Consider the following 23,698-nt stretch of genomic DNA (forward strand, 5'->3'; position numbering starts at 1 on the left):
GTCGGAAAACGGCACGTGCAGTTTCAATGCTTCGGAGCGTTGGCCGGGCATTCCTGCCGGGCGCGTGACACTCTTCTCAAAAAGCCTAATCTGATTTGGCGGATGCGACCAACACATATTCTCGTTATCGCCGGCTTGATCGTGCGCCTCAGACACGGTGATAGGGGTGGCCGGAAAGGATGGTCACGGCGCGATAGAGCTGCTCGGCGATCAGAATGCGCACGAGCTGATGCGGCCAGGTCATCTTGCCGAGGTTGAGCACGGCGTCGGCGCGCGAATGAAGGCTTGGGTCGAGCCCATCGGCGCCGCCGATGGCGATCATCAGGTCGCGTTTGCCGCTGTCGCGAAAGGTGCCGAGCAGCGATGCGAAGCCTTCGGAATCAAGCGCCTTGCCGTGTTCGTCGAGCAGCACTAGCAGGCTGCCGTCGGCCAGCGCTTTTTCGAGCTGCGCTGCCTCGTCGCGCTTGCGCGTGTCGGAGTTGGACGCACGGCTTTCGTTGACTTCGACCACGCGGGAAAGCTCGAGGCCAATTGCCGGACCGGCCTTGGCAAAACGATCGAGATAGCGAGCCGCAAGGTCCTTTTCCGGCCCCGCCTTGAGGCGGCCGACTGCGAAAAGTCCGATACGCATGACCCAATCGTCTCCGTCTGCGCTGGACCGCGCGTTGCACACCTCCTGAAACCGGGGTCGATTCAAGGAGAAGATCATGCAGCGCTCTAGAGCCTGACAGCGACCTTTGCGCGTCATACCAGACGGGCGGCGCTGCAGCTACGATCAGTCGCAACAATCATCTCGGCTGTGATGCGCCCTTTCGGCGATGACAGCCACATTCCCAACATGCATGACCGCAACCCGGCTCGCGCGACGGCTCAGACGTCCGACGAACCCGACGGTCTCAATGCAGCGTGCCGTCCTCGATTTCCGGTGTCGCCCACATCTTTTCGATGTTGTAGAACTCCCGGATTTCCGGCCTGAAGATGTGAATGATCACATCGCCGGTATCGATCAGCACCCAGTCACCTGTTTCCAGACCTTCAACGCGGGCGTTGCCGAAGCCCTCGTCCTTCAGGTCGGTGGTTAGATGGTCGGCAATCGCCGCGACATGCCTGCTCGATCGCCCGGAGACAACGACCATGAAGTCTCCCAGCGCCGACTTGCCGGCAATGTTGATGGTGACGATATCTTCTGCCTTCGAGTCCTCTAGGCTTTCGAGGACCAGGTTAAGCGCACGGACAGCGGCTTCGTCGCTAGATCCCGTGCTGCGTGGGAACGCGGAGGCCGCATATCCCTTGGCGTGTGCTGTTGTCAGGGTCTTTCCTTTCCAAGTGAACAGAACAGGCACTTCCGATTCGACTGTTTCGCTCGAACCGTCAGTAAATGTAGGCATCAAACCACAGTGGTTTCAAGACGCGAGAAATGAATCATTCGATTTCACGCCGTCCTGGCGGACCGAAGGGCCGTCGAACTCATGGAAGAGCGCGGCCCGTGGATGAAGGTCCAGGCGGGTGCCCGGTGAAAAGCAAGGCGGCGGGCGTCGTCCTCGTCGATGCGGGCGTAGTCGAAGGTTTTTGCCATGCGCGAGGAGAGATAGGCAAGCGTCGAGCCTGGGCGGTCGATGACGGCAATCGGGAAGGTGCGGGCAATCTTCTGCCAGTTCTGCCAGCGATGAAAGCTCTTGAGGTTGTCGGCGCCCATGATCCAGACAAATCGGATATCGCGGTTGCGCGCCTGGACCATCGCAAGGGTGCGGGCGGTATAGCTCTGCCCCAGCGCCTTTTCGAAGGCGGTCACCTTGATCCGTGGATCGGGGGCGATCTTTTCGCTGAGCGCGATGCGGTCGGCAAGCGGCGCGAGATTGTTATGGTTCTTCAGCGGGTTTCCTGGCGTGACCATCCACCAGAGCTGGTTGAGGCCGAGGCGCTGGATCGCCGTTTCGGCCACCAGCACATGCCCCTCGTGCGGCGGATTGAACGAGCCGCCGAACAGGCCGACCACCATGCCGCTTTCGACATGGGGCATGCGCAGATAGCGGCCGTTCACGTCCGAAAATGTCACGTCAGGGCCTGACCTGTCCGGCGCCGCGCACGCGATACTTGAACGACGTCAGCTGCTCGACGCCAACCGGGCCGCGAGCGTGCATCTTGCCGGTGGCAATGCCGATCTCGCCGCCCATGCCGAATTCGCCGCCGTCGGCAAACTGGGTGGAGGCATTGTGCAGGAGGATGGCCGAATCGATCTCGGCGAAGAACCGTTCGACGACTTCGGCATCCTCGGCGATGACAGCCTCGGTGTGCGCCGAGGACCACGTGTTGATGTGCTCGATCGCGCCGGAGATGCCGTCCACCAGCCGGACCGAGATGATCGCGTCGAGATATTCCGTCGACCAATCCGCGTCGGTCGCGGGTTTCAATCCGTCGATGCTGCCGGCAAGCTCGCTCGACACCCGCACTTCGCAGCCGGCCGAAAGAAGTGCCTGAAGCAGCGGCTTTGCCAGCCTGTCGGCAGCATTTCTGTCGATCAGCAGCGTCTCGGCAGCGCCGCAGATGCCGGTGCGGCGCATCTTGGCATTGACGACGATCTTTTCGGCCATGGCGAGATCGGCCGACGCGTCGACATAGATGTGGCAGAGGCCTTCGAGATGGGCGAACACCGGCACGCGTGCCTCGTTCTGGACCCGGGCAACGAGGCTTTTTCCGCCACGCGGAACAATGACGTCAATGCAGCCGCCGAGGCCGGAAAGCATGGCGCCGACGGCGGCGCGATCGGCAACCGGCACCATCTGGATCGCATGCTCGGGCAGGCCGGCGGCCTTCAGGCCCGCGACAAGGCAGGCATGGATGGCGCGCGAGGAGTGGAAACTGTCGGAGCCGCCGCGCAGGATGACGGCGTTGCCGGCCTTCAGGCAGAGGGCACCTGCGTCGGCCGTCACGTTGGGCCGGCTTTCATAGATCACGCCGATGACGCCGAGCGGCGTGCGGACGCGCTCGATGTGCAGCCCATTGGGGCGGTCCCATTCGGCGATGATATCGCCAACCGGATCCTTCAAGTCTGCAATCGCGCGAATACCGCTTGCCATGTCGCGGATGCGCTCTTCGCTCAGAGTCAGGCGGTCGATGAAGGAGGCTGCAACGCCGGACTGGCGGGCGTTTTCAAGGTCAATCGCATTGGCAGCGAGAATCTGGTCGCGGCGGTTGACGATGGTCTCGGCCATGGCGACCAGCGCCGCATGCTTGCGTTCGGCAGTGGCGACGGCAAGCGGACGGCTTGCGGCTTTCGCCTGGCGGCCGATCTCGAGCATGACGCTCTCGACGTCATCCGTCTTCCTGACTTCATCAAGCATGGACTTCATCCCTCCGGCCGTCCTTCTCTTCGGCGCGTTTGCCGGTCATCACCAGATCGTCGCGGTGCACCATGGCGGCGCGGCCGGCGTACCCAAGGATCGCAGGGATCTCGGCGGATTTCTTGCCGGCGATCTGGCGGGCCTCGTCGGCGTCATAGCCGGCAAGCCCTCGGGCGATCTCGCGGCCCGATGCACCGAGAATGGCAATGGTGTCGCCACGGCTGAAAGTGCCCTTCACCTCGCGCACACCGGCAGGCAGCAGGCTTTTGCCCGATCTCAGTGCCTCTTCGGCGCCGGCATCGATCGAGAGCGTTCCGGCCGGAAGCAGCTGACCGGCGATCCAGGTTTTTCGCGCGGTGACCGGCGAGCCTGATGGAGCGAACCAGGACGAGCGGGCGCCGTCTTCGATGGCGGCCAGCGGATGGTTCGGTTTGCCTGAGGCAATAATCATGGCGCAGCCGGCAGTGGTTGCGATCTTGCCGGCGTCGATCTTGGTGCGCATGCCGCCGCGCGACAGTTCGGACGCCGCACCGCCCGCCATCGCCTCGATCTCGGGCGTGATCTCGGCGATCGTGTCGAGGAACCGGGCGTCGGGGTCGAGATGCGGGGGGGCGGTATAAAGGCCGTCGATGTCGGACAGCAGCACCAGCAGGTCGGCGCCGACCATGGTGGCGACGCGGGCAGCCAAGCGGTCGTTGTCGCCGTAGCGGATCTCGGTGGTGGCGACCGTATCGTTCTCGTTGATGATCGGCACGGCGCCGAGCTTGAGGAGCTGGTTGATCGTGGCGCGGGCATTGAGATAGCGGCGGCGCTCCTCGGTGTCGCCGAGCGTCAGGAGCACCTGGCCGGCGACGATGGCGTCGGTCGAAAGGCTTTCCGACCAGGCGCGGGCGAGCGCGATCTGGCCGACGGCGGCAGCCGCCTGGCTCTCTTCGAGCTTCAAAGCCCCTGCCGGTAGCTTCAGCACCGTGCGGCCAAGCGCGATGGCGCCGGAGGAGACGACGAGAACGTCGACGCCCCTGGCCCTGAGCGCGGCAATGTCGGCGCACATGGCGTCGAGCCAGGCCTTTTTCAGCCCGGTCGCGCGATCGACCAACAGCGCCGATCCGATCTTGATGACGACCCGGCGATACTTCTGAAGCGGCTTGCGGGTCTTCGTCATGTCAGGCGCTTTCTTCTCCGGACTTTGCTGCGACAATGACGGTGCGCAGCGCCCGCAGTGCCTCGGTCATGCCCCTGCTGGTGGCGGCGGAAAGCAGAAGGGGTTTTTCGCCGCAGGCCTTCGCCAGCGCCTTGGCCTTCACCTTCAATTCATCCTCGTCGAGCACGTCGATCTGCGACAGGGCGACGATCTCGGGCTTGTCTTCGAGACCGCCGCCATAGGCTTCGAGCTCGTGCTTCACGGTCTTGTAAGCCTTGGCGACGTCCTCTTCCTGGGCGGAGACGAGGTGGAGCAGCACGCGGGTGCGCTCGACATGGCCGAGGAAGCGGTCGCCGATGCCCACGCCTTCATGCGCACCTTCGATCAGGCCGGGAATGTCGGCGATGATGAATTCGTTGCCGTCGATGGTGGCGACGCCGAGGTTCGGATGCAGCGTGGTGAAGGGGTAATTGGCGATCTTCGGCCGGGCCCGGGTGCAGGCGGCAAGGAAGGTCGACTTTCCGGCATTGGGCAGGCCGACGAGACCGGCATCGGCGATCAGCTTCAGCCTGAGCCAGACGGTCTTTTCTTCGCCTTCGAGACCGGGATTGGCCCAGGTTGGCGCCTGATTGGTGGCCGACTTGAAATGGGCGTTGCCGAAGCCGCCGTTGCCGCCGGCGGCAAGCCGGTAGCGCTGGCCTTCGGCGACCATGTCGACGATCAGCGTCTCGCTGTCTTCCTCGAAGATCTGGGTGCCGACCGGAACTTTCAGCGTCACGTCGGCGCCACCGGCGCCGGTGCGGTTGCGGCCCATGCCGTGCGTGCCGGTCTTGGCCTTGAAATGCTGCTGGTAGCGGAAGTCGATCAGGGTGTTGAGGCCGTTCACCGCCTCCACCCAGACGTCGCCCCCGCGACCACCGTCGCCGCCATCCGGTCCACCGAATTCGATGAACTTTTCGCGACGGAACGACACGGCGCCTGCGCCGCCGTCGCCGGAGCGTATATAGACTTTCGTTTCGTCGAGAAATTTCATTGGTCTGCCATCTGTTTTGTGTATTTGCGCGGTCGTATTTTGCCGCCATCGATATAGGCGGTTCATCCGGAGGTCAAAGAATATCGTGCGTTTTGCCAGCTACAACATCCAATACGGCATCGGTCTTGACGGCAAGTTCGACCCCGAACGCATTGCTGCGTCGCTCGAGGGTGCCGACATCATTGCGCTGCAGGAAGTGACGCGCGGTTTTCACCGCAACGGCCATGTCGATCTGGTTGCCCGTTTCGAGGCGCTTTTCCCCGGTCACTTCGCCGCCTTTCACGCCCCTTGCGACATCGATATCGGCTCGTCGATCGAAGACGGGCGCGCCGTCAACAGACGTTTCCAATTCGGCAACATGATCCTGTCGCGCTGGCCGATCCTGTCGACCCGGTTGATTTCGCTTCCCCGCACCCGCACCATCAGCCCGATGAACCTGCAGCGCGGCGCCACCGAAGCGCTGATCGCCACGCCGGGCGGACCGCTGCGGGTCTATTCCGTGCATCTCGACCACGTTCTTCCGGCCGAGCGCATCGCCCAGATCCGGTTCTTGAAGGAGCGGATGCTCGGCTATCCACTCGAAGGCGGCAGCATTAGCGGGGCAGCCGATTTCGGCCTTGCCGAGCCGCCGCATCCGGAGGATTTCGTCGTCATGGGCGATTTCAACATGGAGCCGGAAACGCCTGAATATTGCGCCATGGTCGGCTCTCGCGACGTTTATTACGGACGCTCGCTCAGGCTCGAAAATCCGGTCGATGCACTCGCCCATCTCGGTCGCTTGACGCCGGAAAGCTATAGCTGGGTTCATCCGGACAATCCTCAAAAGCGCATGCATCTCGACTATGGCTTCATCAGCGCCGGGCTTGTGCCGCGGCTGACGGACGCCTGGACCGATTATGACGCCAAGGGGTCTGACCATCTGCCGATCGGTTTCGAACTCGACTGACAAGGCTCCCCCCGGGACGGCATGCCCCGCGGGGGAGTTTTTCTTCAGTTCGGCCGGCGCAGATCTGCCGCGGTCAGCCGTGTCTCGATATGGGCGACCATGGCGTTGCGGGCGAGCGCATAAACCTGGCTGCACCCGGTCACCTGGAAGCCGAGCTTCTCCTGGACCTTGAGCGACCCCGGATTGTCGGCGAAGACGCCGGAATGCAGGGTCGTTTCCGGCATGCGCCGGAAGAAGCGCTCGATCGCGGCATAGGCTGCCTCGCTCGCCAGGCCCTTGCCCCAGTAGAACCGGTTCAGCCAATAGCCGACGTGCCATTGGCCGTGCATGAGCTCGATGCCGATGCAGCCGATATGCACGTCGTCACCGGTGGTGATCGCCAGCGTCCAGTCGGGGGTGAGCCCCGAGGTCTGGCTTGCCAGCCAATCGAGCGCATCCTGCTGGTCATAGGGGGCGGGCACACGCGAGAGCATGCGCGCCACCTGGAAATCGCCGAGCGATTGGGCGATCGCTCCGGAATCACCTTGCCGGTGGGGCCGAAGCACAAGCCGCTTTGTCTCGATGACAGGGCAGGGCCCGGGGCCGGGGCGGATCGCGGTGCGCGAGCGTTCGGAAGTGAGCGCGTTCATCGCATGCCTCCCCAGCTTCTCAAGGAAACCCAGGTCTTGCGGTCGAGCCGGTACCATTCGACGGAGATCGAGCCGCCCAGCGCCAGGCTGCCGACCATGCCGCTGCCCTGGAACTGGAAGCCGCACTTCTGGATGACCCGGCGCGACGCCAGGTTCATGACCCGGCAGCGCGCATCGATCTGGTCGATGTCGCGGGTGCGGAAGGCCATGTCTGTCAGCGCCTGGGCTGCCTCGGTGGCATAGCCCTGGTTCCAGTAAGGCTCGCCCAGCCAGTAGCCGAGTTCCGCCGTCTTGCCATCGGGATGCGGCTCGATACCGCAACAACCGAGAAATGCGCCATTATCCGCTTTGGTAATCGCATAGACGCACTTGCCAATCGTGCCGGCTTTGGCGCGTCGCACGAAATCGGCGGCATCGGCCGTCGTATACGGGTGCGGCATGCGCGAGACCATGGTGGCGACATTGGCATTGTTGGCAAGATGGGCAAGGGCGTCGATATCGTCTTCATGGGGCGCGCGCAGAACGAGCCGGGGTGACAACAATATCGGGCAATCGGTCCTTGACCTCTGGGGCCTCAGCCTCTGTTCGGGAGACCGTGATTGGTCTTCCCTCAACAATTCGGTTTGCATGGTTCGTCCTCCAGAACGAGAAAAAGGGGAGTTGGGTATTGCCCCATCTCCCCTTTTCAGGTCTGGCTTGGAACCATCAGGTGCGCCAGCCGGGTCGATGAGACGCCGGCTGTTTTAGAGCGCTACCGGCTTATTCCGCTGCTTCCGCTTTCGGCATTACAGACACGTACACGCGGCCATTGGCCTTCGTACGGAAGTCCACGTTACCCGCCGTAAGCGCAAAAATCGTGTGGTCCTTGCCGAGGCCGACATTGGCGCCCGGATGCCACTTGGTGCCGCGCTGACGCAGAATGATGTTGCCGGCGATGACCTTCTCGCCGCCGAACTTCTTCACGCCAAGGCGCTTGGACTCAGAATCGCGACCGTTGCGCGACGAACCGCCAGCTTTTTTGTGTGCCATTGGTGTTCTCCTTTAAACCTTCGATCCCAAAACTCAGTTTGCAGCTTCAGCGGCGGCTTCAGACTTCTTGGAAGCCTTCTTTGCCTTGCCACCGGCAGCAGCGATGTCCAGGATGCGGACGGTCGTCTGGTGCTGGCGGTGACCGCGCGAGCGCTTGGAGTTCTGGCGGCGACGCTTCTTGAAGGCGATGACCTTCTTGGCGCGGCCCTGTTCAACGACTTCGGCGCTGACGACAGCACCTTCGACAAACGGAGCGCCGATGGTTGCATCGGCGCCGACGCCGACCATCAGGATCTCGGTGAATTCAATCTTGTCGCCTGCAACGCCTTCCAGCTTTTCGATGGTTACGACGTCGTTGGCTGCCACGCGGTACTGCTTACCGCCGGTCTTGATGACTGCGAACATTCTTTATCCTTTCATGTTCGGGCCGGCTCTTTACCCCCAGGGGGCAAGGCCGTCTTTTTGTCAGTCGACTTTTAGCAGGATTTTCGGGATCATTCCCGAGGCCCTGCCGGTGAATGGGCGCAAATCACACCCGCTGCGGTGAGGGCAAGCCACACCACTTCCATTGCGCGAATTAAGGGAAACGCTCCTTTCTGTCAAGAAGAAGCCACGCGCCACATTGGATAATCTTCATCGAGGCTCTTGCCAGCACCCGAATCTGCCGCTATGAACCCGACCGCGCTAACCAAGCGCCGACCGACTATGCGGAGAGGTGGCAGAGTGGTCGAATGCACCGCACTCGAAATGCGGCATACCTGCAAGGGTATCGTGGGTTCAAATCCCACCCTCTCCGCCATCGGGACTTCGATCCTGCCCCAGCCCAAATGTCTTCCGTCTCGCCAGAGTAACCTCAGGCGACGGTGAACTGTTGCCGGCGATCCAACGTCAGGCGACTTTCAACGCCGCCGATATTTCCGACAGGGTCGCCTTCTCCGCATCGCTGACGGCCACGCCGCCGAAACCCAGGAACCCGCCCTCCTTGGCGGCTTCCGCCACGCGCTGGCTGATCTGGTACAGCCAGGCGGTGAAGGCGCCGGCATCATCAGGCGCCTTGGCTTCGACGACCGCGCGGGCCTGTTGCAGCGTTTCGATGCACTTGGCTTTCATGTCCTCGGGCTTGGCGCCTTTCAGCTTTGCCTGCAGGCCGTCGCGGGCTGTGGTTCGCCCTTGCGATGTTTCGAAGTCGGCCACGAGCGCTTTGACCAGCGGATTTGCGGCCGCGTCGGTTTTTGCCTGCAGCAGCGCGCTGCTGTTGGCAAGGCCCTCCTTCAGCATACCCCACAGGCCGCTCGGCTCCGCCGCAGTCACGGCAATGCCCGCCATCATCACGCTTTCCAGAAGCAGCGTCCATTCGTCCGGCGTGAATGTCGATTTGTCAGCCATGGCTGAGCCTCCTTCGTTCGATCTCTTGCACAGCACAGGAATTGCCGGAGCCCCAGGGGAGCGCCGGCTGTGGGCGATTGCTTGCAGCATCAAGCCGAAAGGGTGGCAAGCTTTGTCTTCAACGCATCGATCGCGGGTTTCAGGATGTCCGAAACGCCGGGAATGGCGAGCACCTTGTCGAACAGACCATTGAGCGTCGACATCGTCGGGGTGATCAGGGCCGCAAGGGCCGCCTTTTGCTCGGCCGAAAGTTGCCCGGCCACGCCGGTGACTTTGTCGAGCCCGGTCGAGACGTCCTCGAGCTTCGGCAGGGCGGCGGTCGCCGAGGCAGCGTCGGTAACGCCTGTCAGCGTCGTCTGCAGGCTGGCCATGCTGTCGCGCACCTGCTGGCCGACATCGATGCCGCCCACGGTCAGGCTCGGCTCCGGTGTACCGGCTTGGGGCGTGACCTGCTCGGGTGTCGCGGCCTGGGGCACAACCTGCTCGCCCGGCCGGCCGAAGAGGTAGAAAAGGACGCCAGCGATCACCAGTGCGGCGATTACCCAATAGAGCCAGTTGCGCGACGAGGTCGGAGCCGCTGCCGCTGCCGCGCGCTGGCTCGCGCCGCTTGCGGCGGCGGCCGAGGCGGAAGCGCTGCGGGCGGCTTGGCTTGCTGCCTGACTTGCCGCTTGACTGGCGGAGGCTGCAGCGGTCTGCGCCGAAGCGCCGAGCGAGCCGAGTGACCCGAGCAGGCCGGTGCCGCCAAGCAAATCTCTAACGCCCGCCGGCAATGCGGCGGCGATATTGTCCTTCTGACTGGCAAGCAGTCCGGCGATGCCGTTGGCGCTCAGGTCTCCGCCGCTCTGCCGGGCAAGGCCGCCCATCACCAGAGGAGCAAGCGTTGCAAGCAGCGAGCCGCTCGCTCTTTGATCAATGCCGGAAGCCCCGCCGATGGCGTTTGCGAGCGCACTGCCGTCCTTGGCACCAAACAGCGATGAAATGATCTGGGATCCGCTCTGGGCAAGTGATGTCTGGTCGCCGCCTGCAAGCATTCCCCGCCTTGTTGCTTGGCGGTATCGGCGATTTTTTGCGCGCCGCCGGGTTGGGCGGCTATGCCGGTCAGTCCGGCGAGCACTGCAGGTACGGCAGCGGCAACAGCGCCCTGCACCTTGCTGCTATCGAGCCCCAGCGCCGAGGCGATGCGGGCGATCATGTCAGGGGTAAGCATCTGCGCGATGTAGGAAACAAGATTGCTGGCCATTGGCTTTTCCTCCACGTTGATGTCGCCGAAAAACGACTCTGCTCATCGAGCGGGGCTCGACGGCGCGGCAATTGGCTGCAAGCAATTCGCGTTTATCTGATTATCGACTGCGAGATTTGTTCGCCAGGAACCCTAGGCGCCAAAACATTAGCACCTGTGGATGTATTGCGCCAGTTCCTGGCAACCCTTGGGAACAAGAGGGTTGTCGCCGATGCGAAAGCGCGCCTGCATTGCCACGCCGCTACTGCTTGTTCGCCTCGTCTCCCGGAGGGCCGGCACAGAACGGTGCTCCGGAGCATTTGCAACCGGCTTTGGGGGGCTTCATTTCATCCCCTCTGCATATCGGCGGCATGCTTCAACGCGCAGACAGCTGCGCCGGGCTCACCAGAAGTTCAACGACCGGCAACGAACTCGTACCCGATCCCTCGACCAGGTTTTCATCTCCAGATCAGTCTTCGTGCGTGCGCAGCCATGTCTCCAGTCCGGCGATCACCGCGAGCCTCAGGCTGGCATTTTTGGCAAGGGCCCGGGCGAGGGATGACCCATCGGACAAAAAGCCCATCTCACCCATGACGTCGTCGGGTTTTAGCCGGCGTTTCGCCATGATCGCCTTGATGCGCGTGATCGTGGAAGGAAGCAGGTAACGGCCACTGGCGATGGGGACTCCTGCCGGGAAGGGGGGAAGAACAGCAGTGTCGGCGGCGGGCGTTTGAGAGGCCGTGGGCAGCACGCCTGATATCGCCAGCCATGTGAGGAAGCCCTCGCGCTCGCCTGGCGTCGCCTTTCCCCACGAATTCTTCAGTTTCTCCAGGCGGGTGCGCTGCGGCTTCAGGCCGGCAATGACAAGCGCCTTGCGCAAGGAGGAGATCCTGCCCGCCAATACGTCGCCGTAGATGTCGGGAAATTCCGCCTTCAATCGCTGCTCGTAATGGGCGTTATCGCGCTTCGGCTTCTTCGACATTTTCAGTCCCGACGTTCATCTCTCGCGTCCTCTAGCGCGCCGCGCGGGCAAGGGCGAGAAAAAAGGCGATGGCGCCGTGTCGTGCCGGGGAAGCCACCTGCTTCCGAGAGCCCTTGGATGAATGAAGCAGCGGTGGTCGGGAGGCGGTTCGCCAAGTCGCCGACCAGCGCGTGAGGCATCTGTTGGTTCGTCCAGCTTTGCACAAGTCGGCCCCCATACCATCACGTCAAGAGCCGGGATGTGACACGGCGAACAAAGGACGATGATATGTCAAACGATGTCGAGCACTATGCCGATCCGCAGGATGCGGCTGTTGCCCTCTTCCTCACCAACAATGACGGCGAAGAGCTGACCAATGTGCTGGTTGCAGCACTCGAAGATGCGTTCCGTATCCTTCGCGACGAGGTTTCCGGCGAAACGATGCACTGAGGCGGGTTGCTTCAAACGATGCGGCAGAATTGAAGCTGTCGTCGAAACCGTATGGTCGCGCCAGCAACGCGGTTCGCCGGCGTGGCTGGCTCACACTTCCGCGGTACCCGCTCAAAGGTCGAGCAACAGCTATTGCTTGTTCAAGGCGCGAGAATCCCGTTAATGATGCAAGGCTTCAGGGGGCGCTCTGGTCTGCGACCAGAGTTGGCGACAAATCGAGCGGCCAGGGGATACGATCACCGATCGCTGGCGTTTTCATTTCTGCCGCAACAGCTCCTCTACGGAGGCCGCGATCGCCAACAGCGTCCTGTCCGTTCCGTTCCGGCCCACCAGCATCAGCCCCGCCGGGCGGGTCAGTCCCGGCATCGGTAGCGTTATGGCGGTGAGGTCGAACTGGTTTGCGACCTGGCAGTTGCGCAACAGCAAGCCCTCGACACGGTCATATTCCGCCTCATTCGCCTCCACCGAGGCGATCGACACCGCCGCGATCGGCGTCGTCGGCAGGACGATGAGGTCGTAGGCCGAGAGCCGTTCGTCCATGGCGCGCGCCAGGCCTGCTCTCGTCTCCAGCAGCGCATCGAGCGCCGCCTGCGGGGTCTGTAAACGACGCCGGAGCGTTGATGAAACCCTGACATCCACGGGTGCGTCCTCGTCAGAAAGCCAGTCGGTATGCAGCCGGCTTGCCTCGAGGCCGGCGATCGAGCCGATGACGGTCGCTTGCCGCAAGCGGTCGATCAGATCGTCGATGCTGCAATCCACGAGCTGGGCGCCGGCAGCCTTGAGGCGGTCGAGACTGGCGGCGAACGCCTCTGAAATCTCAGGTGAGAGGTCGGCCAGAAGCTGGCCGCGCGGCACGCCGATGCGCAGGCCGGCGATCGGGCGTGGTACAAGCGTTGTCGCCGTTTCGCCGGCCATGATGGCATCGGCAGCTGCGCAGTCGCTGACTGCAAGGGCAAGCGGGCCGATCGAGTCGAGGCTCGGAGCAAGAGGAAAGGCACCGTCGAGCGGGATACGGCTTGCAGTCGGCTTGAAGCCGACAAGGCCGTTCAGCGCCGCCGGGATGCGCACGGAGCCGCCGGTGTCGGAGCCGATGGCGATGTCGCAAGTGCCTTCCGCCGCAGACACAGCAGCACCCGAGGACGAGCCGCCGGGGATCAGGCTTTCATCGGTGGCGTTGCCCGGCACCGGATAATGGGGATTGAGCCCGACCGCGGTGAAGGCGAATTCTGTCATGTGGGTCTTGCCGACGATCACGGCGCCGGCGGCGCGCAAGCGCTCGACGATGACAGCCTCCTGTTGCGGCACGGCTGCCGTGCGCTTGATGATCGAGCCGGCGAGCGTCGGTTCGCCCGCGATGTCGAAGAGATCCTTGATCGAGATGATCCTGCCGTCGAGCGGCCCGAGCGTGTTGCCCGCCTGCCGGCGGCGATCGGCGGCATCGGCCTCGGCGCGCGCGCTTTCCGCGTAGAGTTTCACATAGGTCTTTTCGTTGTCGCGGCGGGCATCGAGCCTCGCCAGGACCTGTTCGAGATGATCGCTTACGGGAGTGGTCGATTGGGACACGATGAGGAACCTGCCGGTATCTGCGGTCGCCGGGCGGCGCGTTGTTTTTTCGTCCATTGCCCGGTGCGAAAGTCGCCGTCAGGCAAGACGGCAATCTTCATAGCAGGGCTTTCGGCAAATGCCATGCGGTTGCCGATGGCAGTCCACGCAACCCGACCCTTCAACCGGGCTTGTGGGCGCAGAGAATGAAGCGGCGATAGACGAAGGTACGCAGGCAGTTTCGCAGGTTTGCGGTCTTGCGCTGTGCGGCGGCGATCGGCCGGTGGGATGTCCGCTCGATGGTCCCGAAGCCGGCAAGTTTCAGCATCGGCAGCAGCGTCTCGGCGGTCAGGCCCTCGCCGAAGGGCAGGTTCTGCATGATCGTCGCATGGCGGTCGCTGAGCGCGCCGTCGTAGTGATTGTCCGGCCCGATCACCCGGTCGATCTGGCGGATCGCCCAGGTCGCCAGGCGTCCAACCGTGGTTGGCTTCGCCCAGTCGCCGTCAAAAACCAGCAGCTTGCCGCCGGGCTTCAGCAAGCGGAACCATTCGCCAAGCGTCGCCTGCGGTTGGGTCAGCGTCCACACCAGATGCCGGCAGACGATCGCGTCATAGCGCTCGTCCGGCTCCATGGTGTTTTCCGCGTCGGCAAGGAGGAAGCGAAGGCGGGGTTTGCCGGCATGTTTTTTCCCGGCGACGGCAAGCATCGCCTCGGAGAAATCGAGTGCGGTGACGTCGTGGCCAAGGTCGTGGATCAGCCGCGTCACTTCGCCGGTGCCGCAGGCAAGCTCGAGCACCCGCAGCGGCTTGGCCCCGAGAAAGTCGCGCACCGGTTTCTGCCAGGCATCGAATTCCGGGCCGTGCGGGATGCGGTGGCCGAAGGCAAGGTCGAAGGTTTCGGAGCGTTTCGACCAGTAGTCGCGGATCTCGTCCTTGAGGTCGAAGTTTGCCCTTGCGTCCGGCCTGGCTCTTTCAGCCAGCTCGCTCATTGCGCCGCCTTTGCCTGATCGATGCGGGCGAAGATCGCATCGAAGCGGCCGCGCGCCCGACCGGGAACCTCGGCCTTGCGGAAGGCCTCGGTCAGTTCCGCCTCGCCGACCTTGATCAGCATCACCATGCCCATGGCGAAATGTGGCGAGCACTTGATGCCGTAGAAGCCCGGCGTGTCGAAGCTGACCTCGATCTCCTCGTTGATCTGGCCCTTGAAGCCGGCATAGTCCGCAGGCACCATGCCGTCGATCGAGGCGGCGTTGTGGCTCTTGTGTCCGACCCGAAATTTGACGCGGTCGCCGGGCTTCAGCTCGACATAGTCAGGCTCGAAGACCATCGAGCCGTTTTCGCCGCGGTTGAGCATCTTCACTTCGATGGTCTCGGCAAAGGCCGGAGCGGTGGTGAGCCCGAGGGCGAGAAGGGCAGCAGCGATCTTAGCGCGCATGGTCATGTCTCTTCATGGTGTCGGATATCAGGTGCAGTTTTGGACGCGGGCGGCGATAGCGAACGAAGCACGAGCCGTCCTCGTCGTGCTCGACCGTCGCTGCGACCCCGAAGACCGCGAGAATTCGCTCTTCCGTCAGGATCTCCGTCGGGGTCCCGAGCGCGACGATGCGGCCGCGATCCATCACGGCGATGCGGTCGCAGAAGACGGCGGCGTGGTTGAGATCGTGCAGGGCGGCAACGACCGTCAACGGCTGTCCCCGGACGAGCTCGAGCAGGCCGATCTGGTGGTGGATGTCGAGATGGTTGGTCGGTTCGTCGAGCAGCAGGATCTGCGGCTGTTGTGCCAGTGCCCGGGCGATATGCAATCGCTGGCGCTCGCCGCCGGACAGCGTGTGCCACATGCGATCGGCAAAATCGCTCATGCCCACATGGTCGAGCGCTCGGGCGACGATATCGGTGTCGCGCCCCGACCAGGGTGAAAGCGCGCCGAGATGCGGCGTGCGGCCGAGCTCGACCGCCTGGCGGGCGGTGATGCGTTCGGTGGTTTCCGCCTGCTGCTCGACCAGCGCGATGCGTTGCGCGATGTCGCGCCGCGTAGATTTTGCGAGCGGGTGCCCTTCGAGACTGACGATGCCGGATTTCGGCGGGCGGATGCCTGCGAGCAGCGAGATCAGGCTGGTCTTGCCTGATCCGTTCGGGCCGATGATGCCGAGAAACTCTTGCGGCATAACCTCGAGGTCGACGGCGTCGACGATCAGCCGGCCGCCGGCCGACCAGGAAACGGTTTCGGCCTTGAGGCTCATGACGCCGCTCTCCCGCGGCTGAGGATCAGCGCGAAGGCCGGGGCGCCGACGAGCGCGGTGATCACGCCGATCGGCAGCACCTGGCCGGGAATGATGACCCTCGACAAGATGTCGGCGGCGATCATGAAGATCGCTCCGGTGAGTGCTGCTGCCGGCAGCAGCAGGCCGTGGCGCACGCCGACCAGGAAGCGTGCGGCATGCGGTATGACGAGGCCGACGAAGCCGATGGAGCCGACGATGCTGACCATCACCGCCGTCATCAGCGCCGTTGCCGAAATGAGGGTCGCATAGACGCGTTTCACCGGGATGCCGAGCGAGGCGGCCGATTCGGCGCCGAAGGTGAAGGCGTCGAGCGCGCGGGCATGCCAGAGGCAGACGAGGAGGCCGGCAAGCGCCACCGGCAAGGCCAGCGCCACATCCGGCCAGCGCACGCCCGAGAGGTTGCCGAGCAGCCAGAACATGATGCCCCGGGCCTGCTCGGCATTGGCGGATTTGGTGACGATGAAGGAGGTGAGCGCGTTGAAGAGTTGCGAGCCGGCAACGCCGGCGAGAATGATGGCACCGGTGCCGCGGCCCGCCCTCAGCGCCAGGAGGGAGACGAGCGCGAAGGCGAAGACCGCGCCGAAGAAGGCGCCGAGCGACAGCGTCAACATGCCCGCGCCGATGCCGAGAATGGCGACGGCGACCGCACCGGTCGATGCGCCGGCGGAGATGCCGAGGATATAGGGATCGGCCAGGGAATTGCGGAGCAGTGCCTGCAAGACGACGCCGCAGAGCGACAGTGCTGCTCCGCAGCACGCGGCCACGACAGCGCGGCTGAGGCGATAGTTCCAGACGATGCCCTCGTCGATCGCATCGAGCGGGTATCCGGCACCCCAGAGGCGGTTGGCGACCGTCTTGCCGACGACGTCGAGTGGGATCGCTGTTTCGCCGATGGCGGCGCCGAGCGCCAGCGCCAGGAAAAGCAGTGCGAACGCCGTCAGGACGGCGCCCGTTCTATTGATCGTTGGAGGTATTGACCTCACTTCGCCAGGCCGGCTTTTTCGATGGCGTCAGCCAGCACCTCGATGCCCTCGATCGTGCGGATCGTCGGGTTCATCGCCTGTGCGTCCATGACGACGATATGGTCCGCCTTGACCGCCGGCATTAGGCTGGTCACCGGGTCGGACTTCAGGAACTTCATCTTCAGTTCCCAGTCGTCGGCCGGGAAGCGGCGGCGGTCCATCTTGCCGATCACCACGATCTTCGGATTGGCCTTGGCGATGGTTTCCCAGCCGATGGTCGGCCATTCCTCTTCGGTGGAGACGACATTCTTGATGCCGAGCGCCGACAGGATGTAGCCAGGAGCGCCATTGGTGCCGGCGACATAGGGGTCGATGTCCATCTCGGCGCTGGAGAACCAGAAGACCGCCGACAGCTTGCCGTCGGCATTGGCGATCTTGCCGCGTGCGGCTTCTTCGCGGGCCTTCAGCTTGGCGACCAGCGCTTGCCCTCGATCCTGCACGTCGAAGATCTCGGCGAGCTCAGCGATCTCCTGGTAGATGAGGTCCATCGAGAAGGATTTGTGGCGCACGCCGTCGCCGCCAGCCGAATTGTCCTTGGCGGCGCAATCGGCAGGAGAGACATAGACGGGGATCGACAGTTCGGCGAACTGCTTCGGCGTCGCGACGATGCCTTCAGGCCCGACATGCCACTGGAACTGGGCGGTCACCAGATTCGGCTTGGTGGCAACGACGCTTTCGAAGCTCGGGTCGTTGTCGGCAAGGCGCGGAACCTTGCTGTTGACGTCCTCGTAGCCGTCGATAACAGGGCCGATCCAGACGGCTGTGCCGACGACCTTGTCTGCGAGGCCGAGAAGATAAAGGATTTCCGTGCTGCTCTGACCGATCGAGGCGGTGCGCGTCGGCGCCGCCTTAAAGGTAACCTCCTGGCCGCAATTCTTTAAGGTCAGGGGGTAGCTCGTCGCGGCCGCAAGAGCGGTTGCGGGAGCGACGGTCAGAAGCAGGGCCACGGAAACGGCAAGGGATGGGCAATGGCGCCCGACGGCATTCAAAATGGCTTTCAAGGGAATTCTTTCTTCTCGTGAGCTTACGAAGGGTCAACCGGAGCGGCGACAGTCGGCCGAGCGAATTTCGGGAGACAATCGATCGCAAACGTCGAGAAGGACGGGAAGAGAGGGCGCAAAGCCGCGCGATATGCGGATCATGGACAACTCCTGTTCCGGGCAACCCCGCCCGTGACGCTGGATCTTCTGCTTGACGGCAGGTCTCCTGGCTCGCGGATGGTTCGCCCTCCACCTGCCTTCCCGCAACGCGCATGACGCAATCGCAGTGGCATGGCGCTGTCGCGCCACAGGGGTGTCCGGCATTCCGCTTACAGTTGCGGGGGCAGCCACGGTCTCGGTCCCTTTTGGGTCGTCCTCACCGTGTTCCCTATTAATCCCCGTTAGAGTCATCCTTCGGGGAACCGTCGCCGCTACCCTTAGTGTCCCGGTCCGTGCGGCGTCAAGCCGACCGGTTGCGGAAACCGCCTTGCTGCTACCGCGTTGCGGCGGCTTACCGTAAAGCGTGGCAAGGGTCCGCCTTCACCGAATTGTCGCGAAACCGTTCAAATTGTTTCATGTCGCTGTCAACGCGCTGACATCAGAACAACCAAAAGTCCGGCACGCGAAACGCAGCTTTTCGCGAGGTTCGAACCGGAGGCTTGTTTGGCCGAAATCCTCACCACGCTCACCCGCCGCTCCTTTCTTCTGTCTGCCGGTGCTGCCGGCCTCGTCGCGTCCTCCGGTCTTGCCACGCCGTTTTATGCCCGCGGTTACGGCCGGCCGGAATTCATCCATGGCGTGCAGTCGGGCGATGTCGACACAAGCTCCGGCATGGTGTGGACTCGGGTCGACAGGCCGTCGCGGGTAACGCTGGAGTACTCGACGACCGAAAGCTTTTCCAATCCGGTTCGGCTTGCCGATCTCACCGCGACACCGCAGACGGATTGCGCGGTGAAGTGTTCGCTCGACAATCTCCTGCCCGATCAGGACATCTTCTACCGGTTCATCGCGACCGATCTCTACGACGTCAACCGGGTGTCGGAGCCTGTCATCGGCCGGTTTCGCACAGCGCCCTTGCGCAAGCGCTCGATCCGCTTCGTCTGGTCCGGAGATACAGCCGGCCAGGGCTGGGGCATCGACGATGTCGGCATGAAGACCTATTCCACCATGCGCCTGCACGAGCCGGACTTCTTCATCCATTCCGGCGACACGATCTATGCCGACAATCCCATTCCCGACGAGATCCCCTTGCGCGATGGTGGCATCTGGAAGAACCGGGTGGTGACGCATGAGAAACGCGACGTGGCGCGCACGCTCGAAGAGTATCGCGGCCAATGGAAGTACAATCTTCTCGACAGCCATGTGCGTGAACTCAACGCCGTCTGTCCGACCTTCTATCAATGGGACGACCACGAGGTCTTGAACAACTGGTCGGCCTCGACGAATCTTCGCGACGATCCGCGTTATCCGGAAAAGGACGTTGCCGTCTATGCGGCCCGCGCTAGCCGGGCATTCAGCGAGATGACGCCGATCCGCATGCCACCGGCACAGCCGGGTCGCATCTTCCGCAAGATCGCCTACGGCCCGCTTCTCGATGTCTTCTTCGTCGATCTCCGGTCCTACCGCGGCCCCAACCAGGGGGAGGGCGATGGCGGCCTGTTCGGTTGGCGCCAGGCGGATTGGCTGAAGCGGGAGCTGGCCGCCTCACGCGCGGTGTGGAAGGTGATCGCCTGCGACATGCCCATCGGCCTCGTCGTCTGGGACGATTATGCCAACAGGCGCGGCTCCGATGCCATCGCCAATGGCGATAATGGTGCGCCGACGGGCCGCGAAACCGAATTTGCCGACCTGCTCCGCTTCATCAGGGACAATGCCATCGACAACCTCGTCTGGCTGACGGCGGATGTGCATTACACGGCGGCGCATCACTACGATCCGTCGCGCGCAGCCTTCAAGGATTTCCTGCCCTTCTGGGAGTTCGTTTCCGGTCCCTTGCATTCCGGCACCTATGGTCCGAAGGAGCTGGACATGACCTTCGGCCCGGACGTGCGCTTCATCAAGGCATCGGGCGGCGGCGTCGACAGCAACCTGCCGCCATCCGCCGGCCTGCAGTTCTTCGGCATCGTCGATATCAATGGCCAGACGAAGCAGATGACGGTGCGCCTGATGGATCGGCAAGACCAGGAACTGTGGCGCGTGACGCTCGATCCGGCCGCTGTCGCGTGAGCGTTCTGGCTTTGACCGATCCCTTTCCTGAGCCGGTTGGCGTGGCCCTTTCCGGTTGCAAACCCATGGCCTGTCGGGGCTTCGGCGCCGGTCTCTTGCGCACGCCCCCCTTTCGCAATCGCAAAAAAACCTGTATGAGCCCGACCATTGAAAAAGCGGCGTGGCCCATTGGGGCGTGCCCTAAACCTTCCGAGACGAAAAATGAGCATTCGTAACATCGCGATTATCGCGCACGTCGACCATGGGAAAACGACCCTTGTCGACGAGCTTCTGAAGCAGTCGGGCTCGTTCCGCGAAAACCAGCGCGTTGCCGAACGCGTCATGGACTCCAACGACATCGAAAAAGAGCGCGGCATCACCATTCTTGCCAAGGCGACGTCGGTCGAGTGGAAGGGCGTGCGCATCAACATCGTCGACACCCCCGGCCACGCCGACTTCGGCGGCGAAGTCGAGCGCATCCTGTCGATGGTGGACGGCGCCATCGTTCTCGTAGACGCCTCCGAAGGCCCGATGCCGCAGACGAAGTTCGTCGTCGGCAAGGCGCTGAAGGTCGGCTTGAAGCCGATCGTCGCGATCAACAAGATCGACCGCCCGGACGGACGCCACGAAGAAGTCATCAACGAAGTCTTCGACCTCTTCGCGAACCTCGACGCCACCGACGAACAGCTCGACTTCCCGATCCTCTACGGTTCGGGCCGTGACGGCTGGATGAACGTCGCGCCTGAAGGTCCGAAGGACCAGGGCATGGCTCCGCTTCTCGACCTCGTGCTGAAGCACGTTCCCGAGCCGACGGTTGCCGAAGGTCCGTTCCGCATGATCGGCACGATCCTTGAAGCAAACCCCTTCCTCGGCCGCATCATCACCGGCCGCATCCATTCGGGTTCTCTGAAGCCGAACCAGCCTGTCCGGGTTCTCGGCCAGGACGGCAAGCTGCTCGAAACCGGCCGTATCTCGAAGATCCTCGCTTTCCGCGGTATCGAGCGCCAGCCGATCGAAGAAGCGCATGCAGGTGATATCGTTGCGATCGCCGGCCTGACCAAGGGCACCGTCGCCGACACCTTCTGCGACCCGTCGGTCACCGAAGCGCTGACGGCACAGCCGATCGACCCGCCGACCGTCACCATGTCCTTCATCGTCAACGACAGCCCGCTTGCCGGCACCGAAGGCGACAAGGTCACGAGCCGCGTCATCCGCGACCGTCTGTTCAAGGAAGCCGAAGGCAACGTTGCGCTGAAGATCGAAGAATCCTCCGAGAAGGATTCGTTCTTCGTCTCCGGTCGCGGCGAATTGCAGCTCGCGGTTCTGATCGAAACCATGCGCCGCGAAGGCTTCGAACTCGCCGTCTCGCGTCCGCGCGTTGTCATGCACAAGGATGACAACGGTCAGCTGCTCGAGCCGATCGAAGAAGTGGTCATCGACGTGGACGAGGAGCATTCCGGTGTCGTCGTTCAGAAGATGTCGGAGCGCAAGGCCGAGATGGTCGAGCTGCGTCCGTCCGGCGGCAATCGCGTCCGTCTGGTGTTCTTCGCTCCGACCCGCGGCCTGATCGGCTACCAGTCGGAACTGCTGACGGATACGCGCGGCACGGCGGTCATGAACCGTCTGTTCCACGCCTACCAGCCGTACAAGGGCGAGATCGGTGGCCGCGTCAACGGCGTGCTGCTCTCCAACGACGCCGGCGAATCGGTCGCCTATGCCATGTTCAACCTGGAAGACCGCGGCCCGATGATCATCGAAGCCGGCGAGAAGGTCTATGCCGGCATGATCATCGGCATCCACACGCGCGACAACGACCTCGAGGTCAACGTGTTGAAGGGCAAGAAGCTCACCAACATGCGCGCATCGGGCAAGGACGAAGCCGTCAAGCTGACGCCGCCGATCCGCATGACGCTCGAGCGGGCGCTGTCCTGGATCCAGGACGACGAACTCGTCGAAGTCACGCCGAAGTCGATCCGTCTGCGCAAGATGTACCTCGACTCGAACGACCGCAAGCGCTTCGAGAAGTCGCGCACGGCCGGCGCTGCTTAAGCGCATCCGATCATCATCGGCAATTTTTGAAACCCCGGAGCGATCCGGGGTTTTTTGCTGTGTGTGCCAGTGGGGGGCGGCTTGCGGATAAAGTTAAAAAGGCGTTAACCTTCCACAGGATGCCGTTAAAGTTGCCTGTGGGTTAACACGACGCGGCTCCCGGGCGGGATTCCTGTTCGCCTTGTGTGTGTTTAGAGTCGTGAGTCATGAAGACTGTTTCGATCGAGGTCAGACCCGGAGAACCGCAAGAGGCGGCGGCCATTGCCGACGTGCATCGCGTTTCATGGCTGCAGACCTATGGCGGCATCATTCCGCACCGCCCGCTGATCCAGATGGTCAATCGTCGAGACGAGGTCTGGTGGCGCAAGGCAACCCGGGGTCCGGCGACCCTGCTGGTTGTCGACGTAGCGGGAACGATTGCCGGCTATGCCACCCTCGGCCTCAGCCGCGCCAAGGCGCTGCCGCAGGAAGGCGAAATCTACGAGATTTACCTGCGTCCGGAATACCAGGGCATCGGCCTTGGGCGGGTGCTGTTCGGCGAAGCCAAGAGCCTGCTGCGCTCGCTCGGTTGCCAGGGGCTCGTCGTCTGGTGCCTTGAGGACAGCGATCACGCCTATCAGTTCTTCCAAGGCGCCGGCGGCAGCGATATCGCCGAAGGCATGGAAGATTTCGGCGACAAGCACCTCAAGAAGGTCGGCTTCGCCTGGAACTGACGCCCGCCGTGAAAGCCTTCGCTGGCTATGGCGATAGAGTTATCTCCGAAATCACTCCGGCAGTTCGTTGTTGGGTTCGGCGGCCTTGTCGCCGCGTTTGCCGTGGAATACCGCCTGGTCAACGCCGCAGCGAAATGTCGGCGCCACCTCGTCGGCGACTTTTCGGGCGATCGTGTTAGGATCAGGATTGGCGAGCGCATCGACATAGCCGGCGACGCAGCCCTTGCCGTCAAGCTTCTCGGCCACCTTGGAGACGACGAGAACCTGGCCCTCGAGCGCCGGCACCGATTCACCGGTCTTCGGATCCGGGTTTTCGATGATCCAGCGGAGAATTGTCGCAACCGCGGTGCCGCCCTTGGCGACGCGCCATTCCACCATGGTGCCCGCGTGGTTGAAGGGGATGAAGCTCTCGAATGCCCCGTCGAGGTATTCCTTGCCGATATGGCCGAAGGAGAAGCTCTGGCGAACATCGATCTCCTTGAAATGGACCGGATAGTCGCCGTAACCGGGGCAGCTCATCAGGGCGTACATGCCCGGCTCCTCGGCAATCGTCTTGCACTTGTCGCGGCTGACGTCGACATAGACGCTGTCATTGGCAATGGCTGATCCGGCAGACAGCAGGATCAGCGACAGGCACGCAACCTTTCCGTTCATCATGACCTCCCTTCGACAGGATTTGTCGACCTGTCCCGGCCATTCGACCACGACAAAACGACCGGTTGAATCTGCGCTGCGGACGAAAGTTATATTGCATCGCGGCATGTTTCCCTT

Annotated in this window: 24 protein-coding genes, 1 tRNA gene, 1 pseudogene and 1 riboswitch; of the genes and pseudogenes, 6 read left to right on the top strand and 20 right to left on the bottom strand. The window is 63.1% G+C overall.

The window, feature by feature from the left end; genetic code table 11:
* Window positions 1–148: 148 nt before the first annotated feature.
* The 6 genes from rlmH to obgE all read right to left on the bottom strand — a co-directional run bounded on the left by rlmH (window position 149) and on the right by obgE (window position 5,515).
* On the bottom strand, window positions 149–631 hold the full coding sequence (gene rlmH, locus HT585_RS18625) for a 23S rRNA (pseudouridine(1915)-N(3))-methyltransferase RlmH (protein WP_176354383.1): 483 nt from the start codon (window positions 629–631) through the stop codon (window positions 149–151).
* Window positions 632–896: 265 nt separating this feature from the next.
* Complete coding sequence (rsfS, locus tag HT585_RS18630) at window positions 897–1,388, bottom strand: ribosome silencing factor (RefSeq protein WP_077500806.1); 492 nt, start codon at window positions 1,386–1,388, stop codon at window positions 897–899.
* Window positions 1,389–1,432: 44 nt separating this feature from the next.
* Window positions 1,433–2,041: a nicotinate-nucleotide adenylyltransferase gene (locus HT585_RS18635; RefSeq protein WP_176354529.1), complete on the bottom strand. Its 609-nt coding sequence runs from the start codon at window positions 2,039–2,041 to the stop codon at window positions 1,433–1,435.
* Window positions 2,042–2,057: 16 nt separating this feature from the next.
* Window positions 2,058–3,341: a glutamate-5-semialdehyde dehydrogenase gene (locus HT585_RS18640; protein WP_176354384.1), complete on the bottom strand. Its 1,284-nt coding sequence runs from the start codon at window positions 3,339–3,341 to the stop codon at window positions 2,058–2,060.
* The gene (gene proB / locus HT585_RS18645) at window positions 3,334–4,503 is read right to left on the bottom strand and encodes a glutamate 5-kinase (RefSeq protein ID WP_176354385.1); all 1,170 of its coding nucleotides are present in this window, start codon (window positions 4,501–4,503) and stop codon (window positions 3,334–3,336) included. The genes HT585_RS18640 and proB overlap by 8 nt, the downstream gene beginning before the upstream one ends.
* Window position 4,504: 1 nt before the next feature.
* A complete protein-coding gene (gene obgE, locus HT585_RS18650; protein WP_176354386.1) occupies window positions 4,505–5,515 on the bottom strand; it encodes a GTPase ObgE in 1,011 nt (336 codons plus the stop codon).
* Window positions 5,516–5,600: 85 nt separating this feature from the next.
* Here obgE and HT585_RS18655 point away from each other — a divergent pair, with 85 nt between their 5' ends.
* Window positions 5,601–6,461, top strand: a complete 861-nt coding sequence (locus HT585_RS18655) for an endonuclease/exonuclease/phosphatase family protein (RefSeq protein WP_176354387.1) — start codon at window positions 5,601–5,603, stop codon at window positions 6,459–6,461.
* A gap of 44 nt (window positions 6,462–6,505) precedes the next feature.
* On the opposite strand, the gene HT585_RS18660 is transcribed toward HT585_RS18655, so the two are convergent.
* From HT585_RS18660 to rplU, 4 genes are all read right to left on the bottom strand, one after another.
* Window positions 6,506–7,090, bottom strand: coding sequence for a GNAT family N-acetyltransferase (locus HT585_RS18660; protein WP_176354388.1), 585 nt, complete (start codon window positions 7,088–7,090; stop codon window positions 6,506–6,508).
* Window positions 7,087–7,719 (bottom strand): GNAT family N-acetyltransferase, encoded by a 633-nt coding sequence (locus HT585_RS18665; protein WP_025425120.1) that lies wholly within the window; start codon window positions 7,717–7,719, stop codon window positions 7,087–7,089. Before HT585_RS18665 ends, HT585_RS18660 begins: the two co-directional genes overlap by 4 nt.
* 130 nt (window positions 7,720–7,849) lie before the next feature.
* A complete protein-coding gene (gene rpmA / locus HT585_RS18670; protein ID WP_025425119.1) occupies window positions 7,850–8,119 on the bottom strand; it encodes a 50S ribosomal protein L27 in 270 nt (89 codons plus the stop codon).
* Window positions 8,120–8,152: 33 nt separating this feature from the next.
* Entirely contained in the window at window positions 8,153–8,524 is a 372-nt protein-coding gene (gene rplU / locus HT585_RS18675) for a 50S ribosomal protein L21 (protein ID WP_025425118.1), read from the bottom strand.
* A 304-nt stretch (window positions 8,525–8,828) separates the two neighbouring features.
* Here rplU and HT585_RS18680 point away from each other — a divergent pair.
* A tRNA-Ser gene (locus tag HT585_RS18680) sits at window positions 8,829–8,918 on the top strand.
* 89 nt (window positions 8,919–9,007) lie between these two features.
* Here the strand turns inward: HT585_RS18680 and HT585_RS18685 are convergent.
* From HT585_RS18685 to HT585_RS18695, 3 genes and pseudogenes are all read right to left on the bottom strand, one after another.
* Window positions 9,008–9,505: a hypothetical protein gene (locus HT585_RS18685; protein WP_176354389.1), complete on the bottom strand. Its 498-nt coding sequence runs from the start codon at window positions 9,503–9,505 to the stop codon at window positions 9,008–9,010.
* An 89-nt stretch (window positions 9,506–9,594) separates the two neighbouring features.
* Window positions 9,595–10,745: pseudogene (locus tag HT585_RS18690) on the bottom strand (DUF937 domain-containing protein).
* Window positions 10,746–11,193: 448 nt separating this feature from the next.
* Entirely contained in the window at window positions 11,194–11,706 is a 513-nt protein-coding gene (locus HT585_RS18695; RefSeq protein ID WP_176354391.1) for a hypothetical protein, read from the bottom strand.
* A 267-nt stretch (window positions 11,707–11,973) separates the two neighbouring features.
* Here HT585_RS18695 and HT585_RS18700 point away from each other — a divergent pair, with 267 nt between their 5' ends.
* Window positions 11,974–12,135 (top strand): hypothetical protein, encoded by a 162-nt coding sequence (locus HT585_RS18700; protein ID WP_171986807.1) that lies wholly within the window; start codon window positions 11,974–11,976, stop codon window positions 12,133–12,135.
* Between the two features lie 255 nt (window positions 12,136–12,390).
* On the opposite strand, the gene HT585_RS18705 is transcribed toward HT585_RS18700, so the two are convergent.
* From HT585_RS18705 to HT585_RS18730, 6 genes are all read right to left on the bottom strand, one after another.
* Window positions 12,391–13,698: an amidase gene (locus tag HT585_RS18705; RefSeq protein WP_176354530.1), complete on the bottom strand. Its 1,308-nt coding sequence runs from the start codon at window positions 13,696–13,698 to the stop codon at window positions 12,391–12,393.
* A 160-nt stretch (window positions 13,699–13,858) separates the two neighbouring features.
* Window positions 13,859–14,665, bottom strand: coding sequence for a class I SAM-dependent methyltransferase (locus tag HT585_RS18710; protein WP_176354392.1), 807 nt, complete (start codon window positions 14,663–14,665; stop codon window positions 13,859–13,861).
* On the bottom strand, window positions 14,662–15,111 hold the full coding sequence (locus tag HT585_RS18715) for a pseudoazurin (protein ID WP_246707800.1): 450 nt from the start codon (window positions 15,109–15,111) through the stop codon (window positions 14,662–14,664). Before HT585_RS18715 ends, HT585_RS18710 begins: the two co-directional genes overlap by 4 nt.
* Window positions 15,101–15,916 (bottom strand): ABC transporter ATP-binding protein, encoded by an 816-nt coding sequence (locus HT585_RS18720; protein ID WP_176354394.1) that lies wholly within the window; start codon window positions 15,914–15,916, stop codon window positions 15,101–15,103. The genes HT585_RS18715 and HT585_RS18720 overlap by 11 nt, the downstream gene beginning before the upstream one ends.
* On the bottom strand, window positions 15,913–16,941 hold the full coding sequence (locus HT585_RS18725; RefSeq protein ID WP_176354395.1) for an iron chelate uptake ABC transporter family permease subunit: 1,029 nt from the start codon (window positions 16,939–16,941) through the stop codon (window positions 15,913–15,915). The genes HT585_RS18720 and HT585_RS18725 overlap by 4 nt, the downstream gene beginning before the upstream one ends.
* Window positions 16,938–17,969: an ABC transporter substrate-binding protein gene (locus tag HT585_RS18730; protein WP_210270489.1), complete on the bottom strand. Its 1,032-nt coding sequence runs from the start codon at window positions 17,967–17,969 to the stop codon at window positions 16,938–16,940. Before HT585_RS18730 ends, HT585_RS18725 begins: the two co-directional genes overlap by 4 nt.
* Window positions 17,970–18,159: 190 nt before the next feature.
* A riboswitch (cobalamin riboswitch) is annotated at window positions 18,160–18,402 on the bottom strand.
* Window positions 18,403–18,623: 221 nt separating this feature from the next.
* Here HT585_RS18730 and HT585_RS18735 point away from each other — a divergent pair.
* The 3 genes from HT585_RS18735 (at window position 18,624) to HT585_RS18745 (ending at window position 22,927) form a co-directional block, all read left to right on the top strand.
* A complete protein-coding gene (locus tag HT585_RS18735) occupies window positions 18,624–20,186 on the top strand; it encodes an alkaline phosphatase D family protein (RefSeq protein ID WP_176354396.1) in 1,563 nt (520 codons plus the stop codon).
* 201 nt (window positions 20,187–20,387) lie between these two features.
* Window positions 20,388–22,214 (top strand): translational GTPase TypA, encoded by a 1,827-nt coding sequence (typA, locus tag HT585_RS18740; RefSeq protein WP_176354397.1) that lies wholly within the window; start codon window positions 20,388–20,390, stop codon window positions 22,212–22,214.
* 206 nt (window positions 22,215–22,420) lie between these two features.
* On the top strand, window positions 22,421–22,927 hold the full coding sequence (locus HT585_RS18745; RefSeq protein WP_173418288.1) for a GNAT family N-acetyltransferase: 507 nt from the start codon (window positions 22,421–22,423) through the stop codon (window positions 22,925–22,927).
* Between the two features lie 51 nt (window positions 22,928–22,978).
* On the opposite strand, the gene HT585_RS18750 is transcribed toward HT585_RS18745, so the two are convergent.
* Window positions 22,979–23,581: a hypothetical protein gene (locus HT585_RS18750; RefSeq protein WP_176354398.1), complete on the bottom strand. Its 603-nt coding sequence runs from the start codon at window positions 23,579–23,581 to the stop codon at window positions 22,979–22,981.
* Window positions 23,582–23,698 lie beyond the last annotated feature (117 nt).

The sequence above is a fragment of the Ensifer oleiphilus genome (assembly GCF_013371465.1).
In the GTDB taxonomy this organism is placed as follows: Bacteria; Pseudomonadota; Alphaproteobacteria; order Rhizobiales; family Rhizobiaceae; genus Ensifer; species Ensifer oleiphilus.

Bases quoted from the DNA above. Each gene is read 5' to 3' on its own strand.
- rlmH (WP_176354383.1), bottom strand. From the start codon at position 631: ATGCGTATCGGACTTTTCGCAGTCGGCCGCCTCAAGGCGGGGCCGGAA.
- rsfS (WP_077500806.1), bottom strand. From the start codon at position 1,388: ATGCCTACATTTACTGACGGTTCGAGCGAAACAGTCGAATCGGAAGTG.
- HT585_RS18640 (WP_176354384.1), bottom strand. From the start codon at position 3,341: ATGCTTGATGAAGTCAGGAAGACGGATGACGTCGAGAGCGTCATGCTC.
- proB (WP_176354385.1), bottom strand. From the start codon at position 4,503: ATGACGAAGACCCGCAAGCCGCTTCAGAAGTATCGCCGGGTCGTCATC.
- obgE (WP_176354386.1), bottom strand. From the start codon at position 5,515: ATGAAATTTCTCGACGAAACGAAAGTCTATATACGCTCCGGCGACGGC.
- HT585_RS18660 (WP_176354388.1), bottom strand. From the start codon at position 7,090: ATGAACGCGCTCACTTCCGAACGCTCGCGCACCGCGATCCGCCCCGGC.
- HT585_RS18665 (WP_025425120.1), bottom strand. From the start codon at position 7,719: ATGCAAACCGAATTGTTGAGGGAAGACCAATCACGGTCTCCCGAACAG.
- rpmA (WP_025425119.1), bottom strand. From the start codon at position 8,119: ATGGCACACAAAAAAGCTGGCGGTTCGTCGCGCAACGGTCGCGATTCT.
- rplU (WP_025425118.1), bottom strand. From the start codon at position 8,524: ATGTTCGCAGTCATCAAGACCGGCGGTAAGCAGTACCGCGTGGCAGCC.
- HT585_RS18685 (WP_176354389.1), bottom strand. From the start codon at position 9,505: ATGGCTGACAAATCGACATTCACGCCGGACGAATGGACGCTGCTTCTG.
- HT585_RS18695 (WP_176354391.1), bottom strand. From the start codon at position 11,706: ATGTCGAAGAAGCCGAAGCGCGATAACGCCCATTACGAGCAGCGATTG.
- HT585_RS18700 (WP_171986807.1), top strand. From the start codon at position 11,974: ATGTCAAACGATGTCGAGCACTATGCCGATCCGCAGGATGCGGCTGTT.
- HT585_RS18710 (WP_176354392.1), bottom strand. From the start codon at position 14,665: ATGAGCGAGCTGGCTGAAAGAGCCAGGCCGGACGCAAGGGCAAACTTC.
- HT585_RS18715 (WP_246707800.1), bottom strand. From the start codon at position 15,111: ATGCGCGCTAAGATCGCTGCTGCCCTTCTCGCCCTCGGGCTCACCACC.
- HT585_RS18720 (WP_176354394.1), bottom strand. From the start codon at position 15,916: ATGAGCCTCAAGGCCGAAACCGTTTCCTGGTCGGCCGGCGGCCGGCTG.
- typA (WP_176354397.1), top strand. From the start codon at position 20,388: ATGAGCATTCGTAACATCGCGATTATCGCGCACGTCGACCATGGGAAA.
- HT585_RS18745 (WP_173418288.1), top strand. From the start codon at position 22,421: ATGAAGACTGTTTCGATCGAGGTCAGACCCGGAGAACCGCAAGAGGCG.
- HT585_RS18750 (WP_176354398.1), bottom strand. From the start codon at position 23,581: ATGAACGGAAAGGTTGCGTGCCTGTCGCTGATCCTGCTGTCTGCCGGA.